Below are 16,624 nucleotides of genomic sequence, written 5' to 3'. Positions count from 1 at the left end.
TTAAGTAATTGATTTTGATTATTTTAAGTGTAAAAAATACTTACTATAGGTTTTTCTTATAGTGTCGATTTCGGACAATTTCGGTGTTATTCTTCAACCCTATTGTCGTCAAAGGAGGAAGGTAGTAATTTAGGAATCAATTTAATGAATATTGGTAACAAAACTGCCCCCCCGGGAAGTATGAAAATTGCGAGCGAAGGGATACTTTTAAAAATATCCACCAGTTGATTCTGTACTTTTTTCTTCTCTTCCGGGCTAAGATCTTTTACGGTGGATTTAGATAATAAGTAGACTAATTCCTTGCTTTCTGAAAGTTCTTTTTGAAGTCGTTTACTGTTTCTAAGGATTAGCTTATTTACAATTTTGGACATGCTATCGTAAAATTGGACGGCTAAATTATGGTCTTTTAGATGGGGTATTTTGTCGGCGTTCAATTGAAAAAATCCAGTAACGTCCTTCAGTGATTTTGCGATTTCATTTGGGTCAAAACCAAGGTCCCTTCCTATGCCAAAAATGAACTCCGATTCCGTGTAATCAAGTGACTGATCTTCCCACACTGTCAAGCAGGCAACATCCAAAAAATACCTATTTTCGGTAGTCGAATATTTGTTGACCAATTCGTTCCTATAGGACCCATCGAAATTCTGTTTTTCACTTGCAATAAAGGTCAATGAGGAAGCAAAAAGTTGCGCCAGTTTTTCGTCATTCTTATTTTTCTCTTTCGAATTTAAGGTGTGATATGTAATATTTATGGTGATATGTTCCAGTCTTTGGGCATATTCTTTTATCGCGGTTTCGCCTTCGAGATACTTTTTAAAACTTAGGACATCTATAAAAAGCAACGAATTGGTTATGATGTTATTGAATGTCTTACTAATAACGTTATCGTCCAAATATATTCTGGAATTTAAAAGGTTTTCCAGTTTGGAGGATGTTTTCTTTCCCGTTAAAAATTTATTTAAAAAGGAGATCCGGCTTATTCCCAAATCTTTATAGAACTTAAAGATGTATCCCAAAAAGGCTTCAAAATTAGGTTCCTTATTCTTAAGCTTATATGTAAAATAGAGTGCGGTTATTAAATTGATCTTTGCTTTCTCGTCCTCCGATAGGGGAACCTCTTTGACGATGAAAGGGGGTATGTCCAAATTGATCCCATAAACAAAACCGGTACTTTTTAAAAGGGCGTATAAATCCTCAAAGGAGCCAAAATAATCATTGTTGTCCTTTACTAGATACCCAAACTTATCTATCCAACCAGAAGCAGATGGATTCATAGACCCAAATTTTAGAGGATAAAATTAAATTAAAATACGGGACTTCATTCCTATTAAGGTCGTTTTTTCGGTAAACAGGCTTATTTATAAGTTAACATAATATTAACATTTAAAACCAAACCCCTACAATTCAACCTCCGTAGGTAAGGGTGATTTTAATCTAAAAAATATCTTAATTATGAAAAAGACAAAATTATTATTTGGACTTGGCTTGCTAGTGGTAGCTGGGGCTATTTTGGTGGCAGCGGATCACATAGACGCTCCGTCCTCCATGGGAACTTCTGCAGATATAGCAGATTTTTACGGATTTGAGCCTTCGGAAGGTTCGGACAACACTGTTTTTGTGGTGGATCTTCAATCCAACGTGCTGCCAGATTTGGCTTATGGAAGCTTTGATGAAATGGTGTTGACGGAAATCAATATTGATACCGATGGCGACTTGGTCGAGGATTTGGTTATTCAGGCCATACCAAGGGAGGGGAGAATGTATTTTTTTGGACCCGTAGCACCTTTGAAAACTGGAATGGATAGTGAGGTTATGACCGACTCGCCATTGGGAAGTGTGGAAATTTCAGGAACAACCGCCATCAAGGAAACAACGGCGAATGGTGTAACACTTTTTGCCGGACCTAGACAAGATTCTTTTTTCTTCGATTTCTTCCAATTTAACGCCGTTATCGGAGGAATGGCCCCTGGTGGATTTAAGACCGCAGAGGAGGCTGTGGATACCTTTGAGGGAAAAAACACCATGTCCATTGTGCTAGAGGTGCCAAACGCCTTGTTGGGGACCCCTACGGGCCAGAATGCCTTACAATTGCCGGTCTATAAGACTTGGGTGACTACAAACAAAAAACAATAATCATTTAACTTTAAAAATTACAACTATGAAACTTAATAAAATAAAATATTTACTGATACCGATCATGGGGTTGACTGTATTGACATCCTGTAATAACGATGATGAAATGATGGAGCCCGTGGCTATGGCTACTTGTAATGATGGCATAAAGAACGGTAGTGAAACGGGTATTGATTGTGGAGGCCCTTGTGAACCTTGTATGACCGCGGTGGATTTTTCTGGGAGTTATACTCAGGTAGATCATATGGGGAGACCTGGAATAAACACGGTTTTTGGATACGATATGGAAGGGGAAGCAAGTGTTAAAGACGCTCATAACAGGACTATTCCTTCGGAAATGGCAGCTACTTTCCAAGTGGGGTATGAAGCTCGCTTAGAGCAATATTATGACGTCTATGCGGGCCTCTTAGGTGTTGACCCGGCCGCCCTTAATTATGAGAATAATATTTTGGGACTGGATGCCGCTACCCTAACGACTTACTTGGCTGCGGACGTATTGGAGATTTCTCCAAGCTTGCCCACTACTTATTTTGACCCGGGAACCGATTTTGACAACGATGGAAGGATATTGGTGCCTGATGGGGACGAGGTAGCGCTAACCGGTAGAGCTTTGACCGACGATGTGATAGATGTTTCCCTGATTCTCCTATTTGGCGGAGAAGAAGGAGATCGTTTTGACGGATCCGATAAAAATATGGATGGCAATCCGGATACGCCAAGGTTAACTTCTGATGGTGTGGCGCTAACGGCCACAGTTTCTGCAAGTTTCCCTTACGTGGGAAACCCCGAATAAGTGTTTATCTGTGAAATGGGCCATGACAATTTTTGACAACTCTGTATAATTACCGGGAATAATTGTTTAATGGCGAATTACACCCGCCTGAGTGAAGAAGTAGGGCAGGTCAAACAGAAAAATATACCATATAGTTTAAGTAGATGAAAAGAAGAATAGGGGAGGATGTCAATAGTCCTCCCTTATTTAAGAAAGAATCACTTAGTAATTTAAACTTTCAACAATGAAATATACATTTCTAATTATAGTATTGCTTATGTTGGTATCCTGTTCCCAGGAGGCTTCAGAACAAATTACAGACATCCGCGATTATAATGTTTATCTCGGTTCAGCGGAATCCAAGAAAACATCAAAATATTTTGAGCAATGGAATTCCATGATCAAACCGGACAGTATGCAGCTTATGAGTTTTGGGATCGTTGCAGGGGAGTACAGTAGGTATTTTCAGGAAACCGGGGATATAACACATCTTAAAATGGCTGAAAAAGCCCTGAAAAAAGCTGTGGAAATCGCAGCGATTGGAAAATCCGGATACTATAGGGCATTGGCACGTAACTACATTTCACAACACAGGTTCCAGGAGGCCTTGGCACTCGCCAATTCTTCCAGGGCGATGGGTAGTGGGGTGGCAGAATCACAGAAGTTACTTTTTGATGTTCATATGGAACTTGGTAATTATGGAAAGGCACAACAATACTTGGATAGTATAAAGAATATGTCAGATTTTGATTATCTGATTCGATCGGCAAAATGGAACGATCATAAAGGGGATTTGGAAACCGCCATCCGTTTCTTGGAAAAGGCAAGGGAAAAGGCCGAATCCTCAAAGAATTCCTCTTTAATGTTGTGGTCATACACGAATTTGGCGGATTACTACGGTCATGCCGGAAGAATACAGGATTCTTATGATCACTTTTTAAAATCTTTGCGAATGGATCCCCAAAATGCATATGCTAAAAAAGGAATTGCCTGGATCGTATTCTCATATGAAAAGAACCCAAAGGAGGCATTGCGGATTTTGGATTCCGTTACAATGAACAATACGTCACCCGACTATTATCTGCTGAAGGCCGAGATAGCGGAATATATGGGGAATATGCTGCAGATGACCAATAATCTGGATAGCTATGCCATAGCGGTGGAGAACCCTAATTACGGTGTTATGTACAATGCTTATAATGCAGATATGTATTTGGAATTGACAGAACAATACCATAAAGCGTTGAAGGTAGCGGAAATTGAAGTGGATAATAGGCCTACTCCGGAATCCTATAATCTATTGGCCTACAGTTATTTTAAATTGGGTGAAAAGGATAGGGCCCTAGAGATTGTTAGGAAACATATTGAAGGCAAAACCTTTGAGCCTGCAATACTTTATCGTTCAGCGGAAATTTACAAGGCCACTGGGAATTATTGCAAGCTTTCAGAATTAAAACGGGAATTGTTAGGCTCGATCTATGAACTTGGCCCGTCTATGGAAAGCAAAATTTTGAATCTGTGATCACGTAATAATTGGGTGGTACAGACACATTATTTCTAAGGCGGGGTTAAATTTGGTAATGTGTGTTTGGTGTTTTTTTAGGTGGGAACACCACGGCATACATTGTTGTGGTGTTCTTTTTATTTGAAGAGCAAAATTAACAGGCCTAAAAGGACAACAACGATAAAAAGGAAAATATAAGTTTGCCTAGTACGATCTCTTAGGGCCCTATTTTTAATTCTTTCCTTTATTTTCTTTAATTCTATTTCGGAAACGGTCTTGAAGTTCAGTTTTGTAAGAGTGGGTGAGGAATCCGAATATATGTTATCCCTATTGTTGTCCTTAAACCTAGCTCTATTGGAAGGTTTTAAAGAGCGATTCTGGTTCACTCTATTATTCATGTCCTGAATACTTCCGCTCATCTTAAATATTTTGGGCTACTTTTAATTAATATTAAAAATAGCCCAAAAAAAGTTATATACAAAGGTTTGTTTAACCCCTAGGCTATTATTCCCATTCGGTATGGAAGATACCTTCCATATCTGTCCTTTCATAGGTGTGCGACCCAAAGTGATCCCGTTGTGCCTGAATTAGGTTTAAAGGCAATCTACCAGAGGTATAGGCATCAAAATAGGTCAAGGAGTTGGAAAGACCCGGCAATGGAATACCATTTTTGGCCCCATAGGCTACAAGATTTCTGGTGGCCCCTACAGTAGACTGGACCTTGGGAACAAACTGTGGGGACAATAAAAGGTTGGGCAATTGTTTGTCCTTGGTAAATGCAGAGGAAATATCTTCCAATAAACCGGCACGGATAATACATCCCGCTCTCCAGATCTTGGCTATTACGGATAGATCCAAGTCGTAACCGTATTCCTTGGAGGCATCTGCCAATTGATGCAGTCCCTGTGCATATGTGGTAATAAAGGAGAAGTACAGTGCTTCCTCTGCCCATTTGGCCATTTCCTTTTTGTCCATTATCGCAGGTTCTGGCCTATTGTACAATTTATCGGCTAAAACCCTTTCGTCCTTTAAAGCTGAAACTTCTCTCATACTAACAGCTATATCTATGCTAGGTATGGGAATACCTAGATCCATTGCATTCTGGGATGTCCATTTTCCGGTACCTTTTTGCTTGGCCTTATCCAATATCTTGTCTACCAATCTCCCTTCCCCCTTATCATCATCCTGATTAAAAATCTCCGCAGATATCTCTATTAAAAAGGACTGTAATCTACCTTTGTTCCAGGTATCGAAAATGCTATGAAGTTCATCATTGGAATACTTTCCAGCTTTTTTTAGAAGGTCATATATTTCAGAGGTAAGTTGCATTAAACCATATTCAATGCCGTTATGTACCATTTTCACATAGTTTCCGGCAGACTTGGGTCCCAAATAGGCTACGCAGGGCTCTCCTTTGAATTTGGCCGAAACTGCTTCAAATATAGGTTGTACCTCTTTGTAGGCCTCCTTGTTTCCTCCTGGCATTATACTGGGGCCTCGCCTGGCTCCTTTTGCCCCTCCTGATACTCCTGAACCAAAAAAGTGTATTCCTTTACTTTGTAAATAAGTCTCCCTGCGATCGGTGTCGGTAAAAAAGGAATTCCCCCCATCTATAATAAGGTCGTTTTTGTCCAAATACGGCAATAGACTCGCTATTACAGAATCCACTATTTTACCAGCAGGCACTAAAAGCATAATTTTCCTGGGTTGTGATAGGGAGCTTATGAAATGTTCTATGTCTGTAGAGGCGTTAACCCTCTTGGTGTCTTGTCCTTCTTCAATTAAAGCATTTACTTTTTCATCATCAAGATCGTATCCCATGGCCGAAAAGTTGTTGTCCGCAACGTTCAAAATAAAGTTACGTCCCATTACACCTAGACCAATCAATCCAAAATCATATGTGTTTTCCATGTTTTTTTCTTAAAGTTATTTAACAAAATAAAGTTGCTTTTGTTAAGTGTCCTTGTTTATAAATGAATAAGCTAAATTAGTTTTATCTTCGCACGATAATTCAAAAATTAAAAATCAAAAATAGTCAATTAAACGGTTTTTAGAAGCATAGTTTTAAATTCCCAACAAATTGAACAAAACTTCCAATAATTATAATATGAACAAAACAGCAAATCAAATGCTTGTTATTTTTGGGGCATCAGGAGATTTAACTGCTAGAAAGCTGGTACCGGCTTTATTTAATTTATATAAGGCAAAACAACTTCCGGAGAATTTCGTCGTGTTGGGGGTTAGTAGGAGTAATATGACCGACGGTGAGTTTAGGAAAAAGGTGGTATTGGAGAGTGCCTACTTAAAGGATAAGACAAAGGATGCATCTTCTGATTTTATAAACACCCTGGCCGACAAGTTTTTTTATGAAGACCTTGGCGAGGACTATAACAAGGAATACAGTAAATTGGCGACCAGAATATCTGACTTAAATGATAAATTCGCTACTGGTGAAAACTATATTTTTTATCTTTCTACTCCACCTAGTCTTTATGAGGTAATTGCAAAAAACCTCTCCAACCAAGGGTTGAACAATGAAGATAACGGCTGGAAGAGAATCATTGTTGAAAAACCTTTTGGATATAGCCTAGAGACCGCCAAAAATCTAAATATCGGTCTGCAAACCTACTTTAAAGAATCCCAGATCTACCGGATTGATCATTATTTAGGAAAGGAAACGGTCCAGAATTTATTGGTGACGCGTTTCTCCAACAGTATTTTTGAGCCGCTATGGAACAGAAATTACATACACCACATAGAAATTACCAATGCTGAAAGTGTTGGCGTGGAAAAAAGGGGTGGCTATTATGACAAATCGGGTGCACTACGGGACATGTTCCAGAACCATTTATTGCAAATTGTCTCCTTAATTGTTATGGAACCGCCAATCGATGCCAGTGCCCAGGAAATAAGGAACGAAAAAGTTAAGGCCTTAAAATCCTTGCGGATTATGCGCGATGAGGAAACCTTGTATAACAATACAGTAAGGGGGCAATACCTGGCATCGGTTATAGATGGAAAAAAAGTTAAGGGGTATAGGGAAGAGGATGGTGTGGATCCCAACTCCAAGACGGAGACCTATGCCGCCATCAAATTTTTTGTGGACAATTGGAGGTGGAAAGGTGTTCCATTCTATGTGCGTACCGCCAAAAGAATGCCTACCAAGGTAACCGAAGTGGTAATTCATTTCAAATCGCCTCATCACCAAGTGTTTAAAAATTCTGATATGAACAATAAGGATAACCAGTTGATTATTAGAATTCAACCGGATGAAGGCATTCTTATTAAATTTGGGGTAAAAGTGCCAGGGCAGGGCTTTACCGTAGAACGGGCCAATCTGGACTTTTACTATTCCAACCTGGTAGACAACAATGTAATGGACGCCTACGAAAGATTGTTGTTGGATGCCATGCAGGGCGATGCTACCCTTTATGCCAGAGCGGATGAGGTGGAAGCGGCGTGGGAGTTTGTCGATCCTATATTGGACTATTGGAAGAATGGTTCGGATGTTAATATCTATGGTTATTCTTCTGGAGTTTGGGGTCCAACCAATTCGGACCGTTTATTGGAAGGGGACTTAAAGTGGAGGAATCCTGGTGAAAATTTGGCCGATGATCCTGGTTTCTGTGTTATTCGGTAATCATTAATTTAAAATTTTATAATAGATGCATATTAATATATCCCCAACAAAAACGGACGTAGCTAAAAACTTTTCCGATTATTTGGAAGAACTGATAAAAGAGAACAAAACAACCCATATCGCCTTGTCCGGAGGCAGTACCCCTAAAGTGGTATTTGATTATATGGCAGCGCATTATAAGGACGTGGATTGGTCTACGGTTCATTTGTATTGGGGAGATGAACGTTGTGTTCCTCCCACTGATTCGGAAAGTAATTACAAAATGACGGTAGACCACTTATTGTCCAAGATTAATATTCCAAAGGATAATATTCATAGAGTTCTTGGGGAAGACCTGCCGGAATTGGAGGCTGGAAGATATGGAAAGGTGCTGGAAGAGGAACTGCCTATAGTGAACAACATCCCTCAATTTGATTTGGTAATACTTGGTATGGGTGATGACGGGCACACAGCATCTATATTCCCCCACGAAATTGAACTATGGAATTCCAACAATACCTGTGAAGTGGCCGTACATCCGGATTCGGGCCAAAGAAGAATTACCATAACCGGTAAGCTGATCAATAATGCCAAGACCGTTGCATTTTTGGTGACTGGGAGTAGCAAAGCTGAAAAGGTCAGGTCAATAATTACCAAAGAGGAAGGACATGAGAATTATCCAGCTTCCTTGGTAGTGCCGACATCAGGGGAATTAATTTGGTTTTTGGACGAGGAGGCCGCTGCCCAGATCAATTAAGCGGGCGCCAGATTAATTTTTACATTTTCGTTGTCCAAATCTTTCAAATGATCTGTTATCTTAAATTGGGATGATTCAAACTGACTGCCTCTGGACATTGCCTGTTTTTTTCGCTGAATACTACGGGCAAACCTACGAACCCCTTGCTCATCTTCAACAATTAGACCTGGAACTGCTGTGCTGCGTCCGTCAGTATCTTTGGCCACCATGGTAAAATAGGAGGAATTGCAATGCTTCTTTTTTCCTGTGGTTACATTTTCGGATTCCACGCGAACCCCAATGACCATAGAGGTTCGTCCAGTATAATTAACAGATGCTTTTAAGGTAACCAATTCCCCAACCTCGATAGGGTTTAGAAAATCTACCTTGTTTACCGAAGCAGTAACACAATATTTTCTAGAGTGTTTTGAAGCGCAGGCAAAGGCTATTTGATCCATTAGGTTTAATATATGTCCGCCGTGTACCTTACCCCCAAAATTGGAATGGGAGGGAAGCATTAATTCGGTTATGGATACTCTGGATTGTTTGGCTGTTTTGAATTTGTCCATCGTTTCTAATTTAAGTGGGGAGAGTTTTCTTTTTCTACAGATGTGATAAAATATTTGGTGTCACCTAGCCAAAAGAAGGTACGGTAACGTTCAATATAGGTTACTTTTACATAAGATCCCTGATATTCTTTCAATTTAGCGATTACATCGTCCTTTAAAACCGAAAAGGAAAATATTTGGGCTCCCGAAATTCCTTGACTGATCTCACCTTCCCAGGTTTTTATGAGCACTCCCTTATGGCTTATTTTAATGAGTTCCCCGGAACGGATGCCTTCACTATAGGGAACAAAATATACAAATGAAAAATAGGCCGTCATAATTAGTACTAGGCCGAGCAAGGTCAATCCGAGTATTTTTTTCATATACAAGTATAGGTTATTTAAAGTAAGGTTAGGGGTTCCTCGTTATCGTCATCATCTTCCTGCGCTCTTTTAAGCAGGGTTTCTGGGATGGACTTTTTTGCTTTGGCACCCATTTTCTTTAATTTCTCAATGCTGGTAATTATATTTCCTCTGCCATCGACCAATTTGTTCATAGCCCCCTTGTATTCGGTTTTGGCCTCATCCATCTTTTTGCCCACCTTCATCAAATCCCCAACAAAACCCTCAAATTTATCGTACAATGCACCGGCCTGTCTTGCAATTTCAATGGCGTTACGTTGTTGTTTTTCGTTGTTCCACATGGTATCTATAGTACGTAATGTAGCCAATAGGGTGGAAGGGGTTACTATGATAATGTTCTGCTCAAACGCCTTGTTGTACAAGGAGTTATCATTGTTTATTGCAATAGCAAATGCAGGCTCTATGGGAACGAACATGAGTACAAAGTCAGGACTCTCCATTTCATAAAGGTCCTCATATTTTTTAGCAGAAAGTTGGTCCACATGTCTTCTTAGGGAATTGATATGGTCCTTGAGAAACTTTTCCTTCAGTTCATCCTCGGCATTCACGTATCGTTCATAATCAGTAAGGGATACCTTTGAATCTACGATCATCTTTTTGCCATCTGGTAGATTTATGATAACATCGGGTAGCACGCGACTGCCGTCTTCTCTGGTGAAGCTTTGTTGTACGCTATATTCCCGATCTTTTTCCAAGCCCGACTTTTCAAGGACACGTTCCAATACCAATTCCCCCCAATTGCCCTGCATTTTACTGTCTCCTTTTAGGGCTTTGGTAAGATTTTCGGCTTCTTGGGTAATTTTTAAGTTTTGTGTTTGTAGATTGGCCAATTGTTCCTTTAGGGCGGAATGCATACCCACACTTTCTTTTTGACTGTCTTCGACCTTTTTCTCAAAAAGAACTATTTTCTCCTGTAAGGGGGTCAATATATTTTTAATGTTCTCCCTATTTTGCTCAGTGAATTTGGTGCTTTTTTCATCCAAAATTTTATTGGCCAAATTTTCGAACTCCTTGGTGAATTTTTCCTGTAATTTTTCTACCTCACCTTTTTGTTCCCTGTTTTTTAGGTCCAAATTTTCCAATTCGGCCTGATAGCGGACTATTTTATTGCCCAATTGTTCTTTTTCGGATTGTAAATGCGCTTTGTGCTCTTCGGCATCCAATAGTTTTTGTTCCAACACGCTGAGGTTGTTTCTCAACTGTTGTTCCCGCTCCATAAGGGTGCTTTGACTTGATTTTGTTTTTAGATTTTGGATATAATTTCCTAGAAAATATCCTATGGCAAGGCCAACTAGTGCAAGGACTGCATATACAAGCAATTCATTCATTTATTTATGGTTCTTTGCGGTAAAGATAGTGGATTGTGTTAAAAAAAAGCGGTGTTGGCTTTCATTACTTATTAACTCTAAAAGAACCTGTTTGAGCGTCGAAAGTAATGGTGTCTGCAGGGAACAGATTTTCAAAACTCTTCTTTTGAATTAATTCACAAGGTGATCCAAATGTGCTCTGGTTTCTTTCCAATATCAACATTTTGTCGCACAACTGAATCGCAATTTCAATTTCATGGGTAGTAAAGAGAATGGTCTTTTTCGTTGTATGGGCAATGGCTTTGAGCAATTTCAATATTTGGACCTTATGGTATAGATCCAAATGCGTGGTGGGTTCATCCAATAATATTAGCTGGGTATCTTGGGCTATGGCCCTCGCGATCATTACGCGCTGCAATTGTCCATCACTAAGTTCATAACATTTTTTAGACTTCAATTCTGAAATTTGGACTAGGTCCAATGCTATGTTGATCTTTTCCCTATCTTCTGCGGTAAGTGTCCCTATCCAATTGGTGTATGGCTGTCTGCCCAGACTTATCAACTCCAACACCGTTAAATTTTTGGAGGCAATGGGCTCTGTTAAAACAACACTTACTTCAGCTGCCAATCCAGTTGTGGAATGTTGTTCCAAGGGCAGTTTGTTCAGAGTGATACTACCGGATAATTTAGGCTGTACATTGCCAAGGGTGCGCAACAAGGTAGACTTTCCAATACCGTTAACGCCAACAATTGCAGCAAGTTCACCTTTAACTAAGGAGAAATTAATATCCCGGGCAATGCAGGATTGTTGCTTTTTAGAAGAATAACCTATGCTCAGGTTTTCAGTATTGAGGGCGATATGAGGCGTACTAGTATCTATTTTAGGTATATTGTTTATTGCTAAGTTATTCGTTTTTGAGGTTTTATTGGTCCTTTTGGTCCATCTAAATCATTACATATACTTTGCCACTATGGTACCGTGGCTTTATCATGATAGGAAATCAAAAAATCATTTTTCTTTTTCTTAGTAGCAGCCAAATTACCACTGGCGCCCCTATGATAGATGTTATGGCGTTAATGGGTAATACATTGGCCGAATTGGGCATTTGGGCAATAGTATCGCAGATCAACATTAAAATGGCCCCATAAATCAATACCGCCGGCAGCAAAATTTTATGATCGGTGGTGTTGAAAATTTGTCGTGTCAAATGTGGTACCCCTAGGCCTATAAAGGCAATGGGACCTGCCAAGGCAGTTACACCGCCTGCCAGTAATCCAGTAGCAATAATAATCAAATACCGGGATCTATTCATATTTACACCTAAACTTTTGGCATAACTTTCTCCCAATAATAGGGCGTTCAGGGGTTTTATGGAAAAAATACTGATCAAAATTCCAATCGCTATAATCATTAACAACAGTAAAAGTTGGTTCCAGGATAAATTCCCGATACTTCCGAAAGACCAGTATACATATTGTTGTAATTTTTCGGCCGTGGAAAAATAGGACAGCACGCTTACCACTGCCGTGGTAATGCTACCGAACATAAGACCAATAATAAGGAGGGCCATAGTATCCTTTATCTTGGCGGCAACAACCATGACGGCCAAAAGTACCAGAAAGCTCCCGATACTGGATGCCAAAGCCAAGGAAATATCATTTACCATGCCGAAAGCAAATATACCGGAGAATAGGGAAGATCCCAAAATTAATAGGGCGGCGCCTAAACTAGCTCCTGAACTTATGCCGAGAACAAAGGGACCCGCTAAGGGATTTCTAAATAAGGTCTGCATCAATAGACCGCTCAAAGCCAAACCACTTCCTACCAATATGGCGGTAAAGGCTTTGGGAATTCGGTAGTTCCAAATAATATAGCTCCAAGAATCCACTTTGGTAGCTTTTCCGATGATCGCCTTCAATGTTTCCTGTAAGGGAATGGATACAGAACCTAAACTGATGTTCACCATAAAACAAACCATCATTAGGAGTAGTAGAAGGATAAAATAGGTTCTATGTGTTTTTTGTTGCAGCACTCAGTTTAAGGGTTTAAAAAAGGTCGGAATATAGTTGGGAAGCAGCTCAGGGTGAAAAATATGGAGAAGGTCTTTTAAGACTAAATCCGGTCTATTTGGCGCCAATTCATAATAGAGCAATCCCCCGGTTTCCCCTTTGGAATAGGCATAGGTATAAACTTTGTTGTTTTGAAAAGCAGAAAACCGGGCATAATGTCTGTTGGCTTCCTTTAATTCCAAATAACTACCAAATTGTGATGGGGAAATCCAGAAGTCGGCATCCTGGGCACGCTCAATTACACTTTCCAAACTTAAGGAAAGACTTCCGGTTGAGGATGTATTGTTCCATAAATATTCCGCATTGGCATCTTCTATAAATTTAGAGGCCCAACTCTTGCCACCGGGCAGGTACCAAATATCTTTATATAGGGCACCACTGAATACCTTTGGTCTGTTAGTTGCCTTTTTTGCAAGGGCCTTGGCACTATTGTAATTCTCCTCAATAGAACGAAATATACTATCTGCCATTTTTTCTTTTTGAAAAAAAGGGGCGAAAAATTTTATCCATTCAGCCTTGCCCAAAGGTGTTTCTTCTGTCCAGTCCCCATTGTAAACAACAGGAATATTGGATCGTTGTATAGTTTCGTAAGCCTTGTTTTGATTGTCAATGCTAAATCCTACAACTATCTCGGGATTTAAGGCGATCACCATTTCTGAATTTAGGGATTCATTGTTGCCCAATTCCTGAACCAAACCCTCATTTATTCGTTTTCTGGTTTTTGGGGAAGATATGTACTCCGTATCTGGAAATCCAATTAATCTACCGGTCTCTCCCAGTGCTTCCAATGCAGGGATATGGGTGGTAGAGGTAACTACTATTTTTTGGACGGGCACCCCAATTACGGCATTGTATTCATCCCTGTTCAGTGTTATGGACGACAATTTTTCCTTAGGAACCAAAGCATAATTAAAACTGGCTTTGGATTCTGGCCAGGGCGATGATACCTTAATAATGGTTACACCGGAGGATAGTTTCTCAATAGTAAAACCTTGGGCATAATCTATGTCTGTGGACTGCGCTAAAATAGAACTTGTAATAGGCTCTTTTTTAGGCTGTTTGCAAGAGAAAATGGACAGTAAGATTAAAAAAAGGAATGCTTTGTACAAGAGTTTCAAGGTTTGTTTAAGAATTCAAAAGTAGTATTAATTTCTTGAATCAAAATTTCTAAAAGCCTAACAATAGTCATAAATTTTTGCATCTAGAGTATTTACTTTTGGACAAATAAAAATTTATGAGAGGAGAGTCCAATACCTCGACCCTTGGGTCGATTCCTATTATTGGGTTCAGGGCTTGCCCTGAGGTTTAATACCTTTTATTGTTGGTTTTATTTGGTTGGCCTATAAACTAAATAGAAAAAAAGACGGTGATACTTCCAAAAAAAGTAGTAGTTTCGCTACGAATTTTGGTTTCTATTCGCTAATGTTTAGAGGATAGGATTAAAAGGGAATTCGGTGAAAATCCGAAACTGTTCCCGCAACTGTAAGCTGTGCCGAATCGGCACCGATATTTTTCCATCGGTGCGTAGTAGGTGGCTATCATTACTTCTAATACCACTGCCCAAAATTAAAGGGTGGGAAGGTGAATGATAGTACGCAAGTCAGGAGACCTGCCATATTCATCACTAAATTGAAAGGACCTGCGGGCAAAGGGTCTTCTTGAATATGGAAAAAAAGCAAATATTTTTATTTTTTTTGGGATTATTGGCCTTTGCACAATTTTTTGGGCAGAGCGATAGTGTTATTGTCTTGGACGAGGTTATTTTGAGCGATGCCAAACTGCGCCATTTTTCAAAAGGAACAAAAGTGAGGGCTATCAATGATTCCGTACAACAAAAAAGCGGTTCCTCCCTAACCGATGTATTGCGATATAACTCCAATATATATTTCAAGGAAAATGGTTATGGAATGGTGTCTTCCGCTTCGTTTAGGGGCACGAACGCCCAACAGACTGCTGTTGTTTGGAACGGGATCAATATAAATTCCCAGCTTACCGGCCAAACCGATTTCAATACTCTGATTCCAGGGAATTATGGGGATGTAGTAGTCAGAAGCGGAGGAGGGTCCGTGCAATACGGTAGTGGTGCGGTTGGGGGGACTATTTTATTGAACGATAGCTTTGAATTTAATGACGGTTGGAAAAATAGCCTACGTACAAGTTATGGGAGTTATAATACCAGTAAACTAGCCTATAATACTTCAATAGGTAAAGAAAAAACATCCTTTCAAATTGGAATCAATCACATTGCTTCGGAAAACGATTATAAATATCTGGGAACAGATCGGCGAAATGAGAATGGTGCATATGATCACATTAATGTGAATGCCAATTTTGGTTATGTTTTGTCCGATCGGCAAATTATTAAAGTGTTCCATAATACCTTTAGTGGGGACAGGGATTTTTCAGGGACCCTGACAGCTCCGGCCGATGAGAAATATAGAGATTTAAACCACCGGTCGCTTTTGGAGCTTAGCAGCTTCAATGAGTTTAAGATTGCCCGGTTAAAAGTGGGGCATTTGTACGAACGTTATCGTTATTTCCAAAATAAACAAAGAGATGAGTTTAGCTTTGGGAAAGCCAATACCGTGCTTGCCAACTATGATTACAAGTATCAATTGGAGAAAATTACCTTAAATGGTATAATCGATTTTTCTGCCGTTTGGGCCAAGGGGACTTCTATTGAAGAGGCCAATAGAAATCTTATTTCCGGTACTTTTCTATTTTCCCATGACCTCTCCGATAAATTGAATTACGGGCTAAACCTAAGAAAGGAAGTGGTTAGTGATTACGACAGTCCTTTTCTTTTTTCATTGAACAGCAGTTTTAGGGCAGCCAATATCTACGCTATAAATATGAACGCTTCCAAAAACTACAGGGTTCCAACTTTTAATGATCTTTATTGGGAAGGAGCAGGGGCAAGTGGTAATTTGGAGGTTTTGCCGGAAACCTCTTGGCAGCTGGAACTTGGGCAGACCTTGGAAGTTAAAAACTCAGCTCTTTCATTAAATGTCTATAGCATAACAACCGATAATCTAATCCAATGGCGACCAAATGATCAAGGGGTTTGGATGGCGATGAATGTTCAGGATGTTTCCCAGTACGGAATGGAATTGGGTTTTGATTGGAAAAAGAAATGGGGCAATCAGGAAATGGTTTTGGAAAGCGAATATGCCTTTACAAAATCCATCGATAATACAACCAATAATCAATTGCTATATGTTCCGGAGCATGTGTTCAGGTCAAATTTGGCTTATCAATACAAGAAGTTGGCGGCCTATTATCAGTTTCTATACAATGGACAGGTTTATACCACTACAGATAACAGTGATAGTTTGCCTGGCTATATTATTGGGAACATGGGACTGGATTACCATTGGCCTAACATTTCTGGAATCAAATTTATCTTAGGGATAAAGGTGAACAATTTGTTTAATAAAAATTATCAGAACGTGGCCTATAGGCCAATGCCCAATAGAAATTTTCAACTACAATTAATTACTAAATTTTAAATCA

General features: G+C 39.6%; 15 protein-coding genes and 1 riboswitch. Of the genes, 6 read left to right on the top strand and 9 right to left on the bottom strand.

Annotated features, from left to right (window positions below; all coding sequences use genetic code 11):
• Positions 1 to 86: 86 nt before the first annotated feature.
• Positions 87 to 1,274, bottom strand: coding sequence for an LETM1-related biofilm-associated protein (locus tag MWU84_RS09195; protein WP_246900881.1), 1,188 nt, complete (start codon positions 1,272 to 1,274; stop codon positions 87 to 89).
• A 178-nt stretch (positions 1,275 to 1,452) separates the two neighbouring features.
• On the opposite strand from MWU84_RS09195, the gene MWU84_RS09190 reads away from it, so the two are divergent.
• The 3 genes from MWU84_RS09190 (at position 1,453) to MWU84_RS09180 (ending at position 4,427) form a co-directional block, all read left to right on the top strand.
• Positions 1,453 to 2,133 carry a DUF4331 family protein gene (locus tag MWU84_RS09190; RefSeq protein WP_246900879.1) on the top strand — a complete coding sequence of 227 codons (681 nt, stop codon included), beginning with the start codon at positions 1,453 to 1,455 and terminating at the stop codon, positions 2,131 to 2,133.
• 25 nt (positions 2,134 to 2,158) lie between these two features.
• The gene (locus tag MWU84_RS09185; RefSeq protein WP_246900877.1) at positions 2,159 to 2,926 is read left to right on the top strand and encodes a DUF4331 family protein; all 768 of its coding nucleotides are present in this window, start codon (positions 2,159 to 2,161) and stop codon (positions 2,924 to 2,926) included.
• Positions 2,927 to 3,149: 223 nt separating this feature from the next.
• Complete coding sequence (locus MWU84_RS09180; RefSeq protein WP_246900875.1) at positions 3,150 to 4,427, top strand: CDC27 family protein; 1,278 nt, start codon at positions 3,150 to 3,152, stop codon at positions 4,425 to 4,427.
• A 119-nt stretch (positions 4,428 to 4,546) separates the two neighbouring features.
• Here MWU84_RS09180 and MWU84_RS09175 read toward each other — a convergent pair whose 3' ends face one another.
• Positions 4,547 to 4,828: a hypothetical protein gene (locus MWU84_RS09175; RefSeq protein ID WP_246900873.1), complete on the bottom strand. Its 282-nt coding sequence runs from the start codon at positions 4,826 to 4,828 to the stop codon at positions 4,547 to 4,549.
• 85 nt (positions 4,829 to 4,913) lie between these two features.
• Positions 4,914 to 6,320: an NADP-dependent phosphogluconate dehydrogenase gene (gene gndA, locus MWU84_RS09170; RefSeq protein ID WP_246900871.1), complete on the bottom strand. Its 1,407-nt coding sequence runs from the start codon at positions 6,318 to 6,320 to the stop codon at positions 4,914 to 4,916.
• A gap of 196 nt (positions 6,321 to 6,516) precedes the next feature.
• Between gndA and zwf the strand changes: the two genes are divergently transcribed.
• Positions 6,517 to 8,049: a glucose-6-phosphate dehydrogenase gene (zwf, locus tag MWU84_RS09165; protein ID WP_246900869.1), complete on the top strand. Its 1,533-nt coding sequence runs from the start codon at positions 6,517 to 6,519 to the stop codon at positions 8,047 to 8,049.
• Positions 8,050 to 8,074: 25 nt separating this feature from the next.
• A complete protein-coding gene (pgl, locus tag MWU84_RS09160; protein WP_246900866.1) occupies positions 8,075 to 8,785 on the top strand; it encodes a 6-phosphogluconolactonase in 711 nt (236 codons plus the stop codon).
• On the opposite strand, the gene MWU84_RS09155 is transcribed toward pgl, so the two are convergent.
• The 6 genes from MWU84_RS09155 to MWU84_RS09130 all read right to left on the bottom strand — a co-directional run bounded on the left by MWU84_RS09155 (position 8,782) and on the right by MWU84_RS09130 (position 14,220).
• On the bottom strand, positions 8,782 to 9,333 hold the full coding sequence (locus MWU84_RS09155; protein WP_246900864.1) for an acyl-CoA thioesterase: 552 nt from the start codon (positions 9,331 to 9,333) through the stop codon (positions 8,782 to 8,784). The genes pgl and MWU84_RS09155 overlap by 4 nt on opposite strands.
• A gap of 5 nt (positions 9,334 to 9,338) precedes the next feature.
• Complete coding sequence (locus MWU84_RS09150) at positions 9,339 to 9,695, bottom strand: 6-phosphogluconate dehydrogenase (RefSeq protein WP_246900862.1); 357 nt, start codon at positions 9,693 to 9,695, stop codon at positions 9,339 to 9,341.
• Positions 9,696 to 9,712: 17 nt separating this feature from the next.
• Positions 9,713 to 11,062 (bottom strand): DNA recombination protein RmuC, encoded by a 1,350-nt coding sequence (gene rmuC, locus MWU84_RS09145; protein ID WP_246900860.1) that lies wholly within the window; start codon positions 11,060 to 11,062, stop codon positions 9,713 to 9,715.
• Between the two features lie 64 nt (positions 11,063 to 11,126).
• On the bottom strand, positions 11,127 to 11,828 hold the full coding sequence (locus MWU84_RS09140; protein WP_348647862.1) for an ABC transporter ATP-binding protein: 702 nt from the start codon (positions 11,826 to 11,828) through the stop codon (positions 11,127 to 11,129).
• 214 nt (positions 11,829 to 12,042) lie between these two features.
• A complete protein-coding gene (locus MWU84_RS09135; protein ID WP_246900857.1) occupies positions 12,043 to 13,074 on the bottom strand; it encodes an iron ABC transporter permease in 1,032 nt (343 codons plus the stop codon).
• Complete coding sequence (locus MWU84_RS09130; RefSeq protein WP_348647860.1) at positions 13,075 to 14,220, bottom strand: ABC transporter substrate-binding protein; 1,146 nt, start codon at positions 14,218 to 14,220, stop codon at positions 13,075 to 13,077.
• A gap of 280 nt (positions 14,221 to 14,500) precedes the next feature.
• Positions 14,501 to 14,743, top strand: a riboswitch (cobalamin riboswitch).
• A 32-nt stretch (positions 14,744 to 14,775) separates the two neighbouring features.
• On the opposite strand from MWU84_RS09130, the gene MWU84_RS09125 reads away from it, so the two are divergent.
• On the top strand, positions 14,776 to 16,620 hold the full coding sequence (locus MWU84_RS09125) for a TonB-dependent receptor (RefSeq protein ID WP_246900855.1): 1,845 nt from the start codon (positions 14,776 to 14,778) through the stop codon (positions 16,618 to 16,620).
• Positions 16,621 to 16,624: the final 4 nt, after the last annotated feature.

This window comes from Arenibacter sp. F20364, from assembly GCF_023015905.1.
In the GTDB taxonomy this organism is placed as follows: domain Bacteria; phylum Bacteroidota; class Bacteroidia; order Flavobacteriales; family Flavobacteriaceae; genus Arenibacter.
This window is presented reverse-complemented; position numbering and strand designations above follow the sequence as displayed.